Below are 3,632 nucleotides of genomic sequence, written 5' to 3' on the forward strand. Positions count from 1 at the left end.
CACGACTTTATAATTGGTGCACGTGTGGAGGCAACTTTTCACACACTCGGATCACAAACGATACAAAAAGAGATTATTGATATTCCGGCAGTCGCCATCGAGTGCAAAACGTATATAGACAAAACCATGCTGGAGGGCTCATCCACCTCGGCAGAACAGCTCAAATACAAGAATCCAAATGGATTATATATGGTTGTATCCGAATGGATTAAGCTTACTGAGAATATCAACCTCAGAAAGTACAAGGTAGACCAGATATATGTTTTGCGTAAGCAGAAAAATGTTGATAGAGAATATCGTTTTCTACCTACTTATACTAAGAACCCGATTCACTCAGATGTAGTGGAACATCTTTTTGAGACAGTAAGAAATCACCTCACCGCCGACTGGAGTGGGGGCATTAGAGATATCTTAGTTAAGGGCTATATCGAGTAAATAGAAAGGGCAAAGTAAGCACCTCATTGACCCACCCGGGTCTTTTTGCTATCCTCCCCATACCATTAGCACCCGCACCATGGGCGCAAGGAGAACCCGGACTTTGCAAAAAAGACACTCGTACACCCGATCAAACCTCGCCTCGCCATTACCATCGTGGCTCCCGCACAGCCTCGAGCTGCCGGAATCAACCAACTTCCAAGTGGAGGTCAACGTCATCAAGGACTTCACCGCAGAGGTGGACTTCATAGTGCAAGGCCTGTCCAGTGGCAAGGCCACGTTCAGCAACCAGTTCGACCTCATATCCTTCCTGGCGCTCATCCACCTTGTCTTTGACTACACGTTCAACGACAACAAGGACACGTTCCAGGTCCGTGAGAACTCCCGCACCGGTGGCGGCACCGGCATCCTCCTGCCACGGGAAACTGCCTTCTGGCACGACGTCCATTCGCACGCGCGGATGGGTGAGATGAGCCAGCTGGCCTCGCGCCAGAAATTCATCATCTTCTGGAAGATGTTCGAACAGCAGGGGGTTACCTTCCCGCCAACCCGCTACTACGTCAGCAAGACGGACGGCGAGAACCTGCCGGAGGGTTACCTGGTCCGCAGCGAGAAGACGGGGAATGGCTACCGGCTCGACACCCTGTTTGAGGTGGTGACCGTAACCCGAAGCTTCCACAATCCTCAGCTTCACAATTTTGGCTGCGAGGTAGACATGGACGGGCTGGACGAGGAGCTCGCCGCACACCACAAGGATGTCCTCGGGTACATCTTTGACCTCGAGTCAGTACCCCAACCCGCTTGAGCCTTACCAATCCTCCGGAGCAATCCGGAGGATTTTTTCATTAAAAAAGCCCCGTACTCAGTACGAGGCAAGGAACCAGCCTTACGTAACAACCAGTTCGGGGTAACACTCCAGGGGCTCATGGGAGGTATCCACGCAACTCTCTTTATCGAGACGAGCCATAATCTCATCCACCATCATGCCGTTAAGCAGAGGCGCCGCCTGAAGAGGGCCACCCTGCCCATCGTCGGCATCAACCTCATTCAGGTGTTCGAACGCCCGATGAATGGAGTGGTCACTGAAGTGGTCTTCGGTGAAGCAGCCTTTTTCCCGCAGATGAGCAATAAACTCTTCTACGGTTTTGGGATAGAAGGTGCGGTAATGCGCCTCTACGGCAGCATCTAGGAGGAAGGCACAAACGCCTGCCACTACCTCTTCACGGCTGGAAGCAAGTTCTTTTTCCTCCTCTTGTGAGGCTAAGGACTTGTAGTTGTTCGCGGCTGCAAGGCTAATGGTGCTTATCCATTTTCCAGGGGCACCATCTCCCGCTTCGCCGACTACGATATGTAAATCATTTGGATATTTCGCAGCTTCCAAGAAATCCTCCCGCACCACTGTGCGTAACCTATTTATATCAGAACCAACACCTTTCGCTATCTTTTTGCTACAGTTAATGCATGCGACCAGAGCTCTACCAGAACCTTGCAGAGCCTACGATCCGCTTCTGCGAAGACAACTTGGGTGGGTGGGTTGCCCAGCCCGCCAACTCTGTAAGCTCCCTGGTCATTTCGCTGGCCGGGCTCTTTATCCTTTCCCGTAAACCCCGGCACGCTTTTTCACCTTGGCTAGGTTGGACAGCCATTCTTACGGGCCTCACTTCCTTTGCCTACCATGCCAGCTTTACCTTCGTTGGGCAGCTCGCAGACTTAGGGTCGATGTTCCTGCTGGCATCCTTCCTCATTGTGGCAGCGCTGCGGCTTTCATCGTCCCGCAAAGCGTATGCAATCCTTGTGCTGGGTACGCTGATACCCCTCAGCCTTACTGCGTACTTCCGAACAGTTGCGGATTTTAACCTGGGCATCCCACTTTTTGCCGTTCTCTTAGCTAGTGCCATTTACCTAGAGATTCAAACCATTCGGCGCGAAGGTAGTTCACTGCGCTATTTTGGCCTGGGCTTCTTGGTATTCGCCACAGGTTGGCTCATCTGGCTTTTGGACTTCAAGCAGGTTTGGTGCAGCCCAACCACTTTTCACCTTATTAACGGGCACAGTTTCTGGCATGCCGCCAACGCAGCCGCCCTCCTTTTTCTCGACCAGCATTACCGGCAATTAAAGCGCTAACCATGGACCAATATGCATCAGGCAGGCACAAGCGCGTAAGTGCCAAAGCTATAATTAGAACTGAAGACGGGCACATCCTCATCGTCAAAGACCATTGGAAGGACTACTGGTCTTTTCCAGGGGGTATCGTTGAGGCAAACGAATCTCCCTTTGAAGGTGTTCAGCGTGAAGTACTAGAGGAAACAAGCCTTACCCCGGAGTGGGTTGGGTTCCTTGGCAGTTCCTACCGGCGTGATGAGAAGAAGGAAAGCCTCAACTTTACCTTTGGGGCCAGTATGTCTCGCACCGATGTGGAGGAGAATTTCAAAGCCGCTGACGGGGAAGGGGAGGCGTGGAAACTTGTGACACCTGAAGAAGCCATGACACTTCTTGAGAAACCAACTGCCGGCAACTTGCCCCAATTCTTGGCTCGCTGGGAAAACTGCAGCCTTCTGATTGAAGCCTTATGAACATTGTCTTGTTTGGTGACAGCCTCTTTGCCCGTTTAAAAAAGGGGCACCTCAACCAACTTGAATCGGCGATCACCAACGCAACCGTTCACAACTGCGCAACAGGCGGCTTTAACACCTCCGACGGCCTTAGGCGCGCCGCTTTCATTGCGAATCTCCCAGCAGACCGCTTCATCCTTTGTTTTGGCATGAACGATTGCGCTCCCTGGAAAGTGGTTCCCATTGAAGAATTTGAGACAAACCTTCTAGGTATTCTTTCGGCACTAGGTGCCGAAAGAACGTCTGTCATCACCCTTCCTCAGGTTAATGAAGAACTACAGCCTGGGCCTAACAAGCGCCTCAATTCACTCCTCGCCCCATACAATCACTGCATTGAGCAAATATGCACGCACAGTGGTGCCACCAGGATTGATACAAACCCATATTTTTCCCCACTTGAACCCTATCATGCCTCCGATGGCGTACACCTTAACGAAATAGGGGAGAACGCCCTCCTTGTTGCAATACGGGAATCGATCCAGAGGTAAGTGAATCGCATGTGCCCTTAACAGATTGACAAACCTGTAACGCTATGGTATGATCGCCAAGCATTTTGACAGCTTGGAGGGCTATTAATCAAAACCA

General features: G+C 51.4%; 6 protein-coding genes. 5 read left to right on the top strand and 1 reads right to left on the bottom strand.

Features of this window, described 5'->3' with window-relative positions; translation table 11 throughout:
- Both VLA04_01175 and VLA04_01180 read left to right on the top strand, forming a co-directional pair.
- Positions 1-435: Bpu10I family restriction endonuclease (locus VLA04_01175; GenBank protein HSI20308.1), on the top strand; the 435-nt coding region annotated here is incomplete at its 5' end.
- A gap of 103 nt (positions 436-538) precedes the next feature.
- Positions 539-1,240, top strand: coding sequence for a hypothetical protein (locus tag VLA04_01180; GenBank protein ID HSI20309.1), 702 nt, complete (start codon positions 539-541; stop codon positions 1,238-1,240).
- An 81-nt stretch (positions 1,241-1,321) separates the two neighbouring features.
- On the opposite strand, the gene VLA04_01185 is transcribed toward VLA04_01180, so the two are convergent.
- Entirely contained in the window at positions 1,322-1,816 is a 495-nt protein-coding gene (locus VLA04_01185) for a hypothetical protein (protein ID HSI20310.1), read from the bottom strand.
- A gap of 80 nt (positions 1,817-1,896) precedes the next feature.
- On the opposite strand from VLA04_01185, the gene VLA04_01190 reads away from it, so the two are divergent.
- Genes VLA04_01190 through VLA04_01200 form a run of 3 tightly spaced genes read left to right on the top strand, consistent with a single transcriptional unit; the run spans position 1,897 to position 3,535 of the window.
- The gene (locus VLA04_01190) at positions 1,897-2,559 is read left to right on the top strand and encodes a ceramidase domain-containing protein (protein HSI20311.1); all 663 of its coding nucleotides are present in this window, start codon (positions 1,897-1,899) and stop codon (positions 2,557-2,559) included.
- A gap of 2 nt (positions 2,560-2,561) precedes the next feature.
- The gene (locus tag VLA04_01195) at positions 2,562-3,008 is read left to right on the top strand and encodes an NUDIX hydrolase (GenBank protein HSI20312.1); all 447 of its coding nucleotides are present in this window, start codon (positions 2,562-2,564) and stop codon (positions 3,006-3,008) included.
- Complete coding sequence (locus VLA04_01200) at positions 3,005-3,535, top strand: GDSL-type esterase/lipase family protein (GenBank protein ID HSI20313.1); 531 nt, start codon at positions 3,005-3,007, stop codon at positions 3,533-3,535. Before VLA04_01195 ends, VLA04_01200 begins: the two co-directional genes overlap by 4 nt.
- Positions 3,536-3,632 lie beyond the last annotated feature (97 nt).

This window comes from Verrucomicrobiia bacterium (assembly GCA_035460805.1).
Lineage (GTDB): Bacteria > Patescibacteriota > UBA1384 > CAILIB01 > CAILIB01 > DATHWI01.

What these genes read in the sequence shown, in the direction of transcription:
- VLA04_01200 (HSI20313.1), top strand. Translation starts at nt 3,005, where the DNA reads ATGAACATTGTCTTGTTTGGTGACAGCCTCTTTGCCCGTTTAAAAAAG.
- VLA04_01190 (HSI20311.1), top strand. Translation starts at nt 1,897, where the DNA reads ATGCGACCAGAGCTCTACCAGAACCTTGCAGAGCCTACGATCCGCTTC.
- VLA04_01195 (HSI20312.1), top strand. Translation starts at nt 2,562, where the DNA reads ATGGACCAATATGCATCAGGCAGGCACAAGCGCGTAAGTGCCAAAGCT.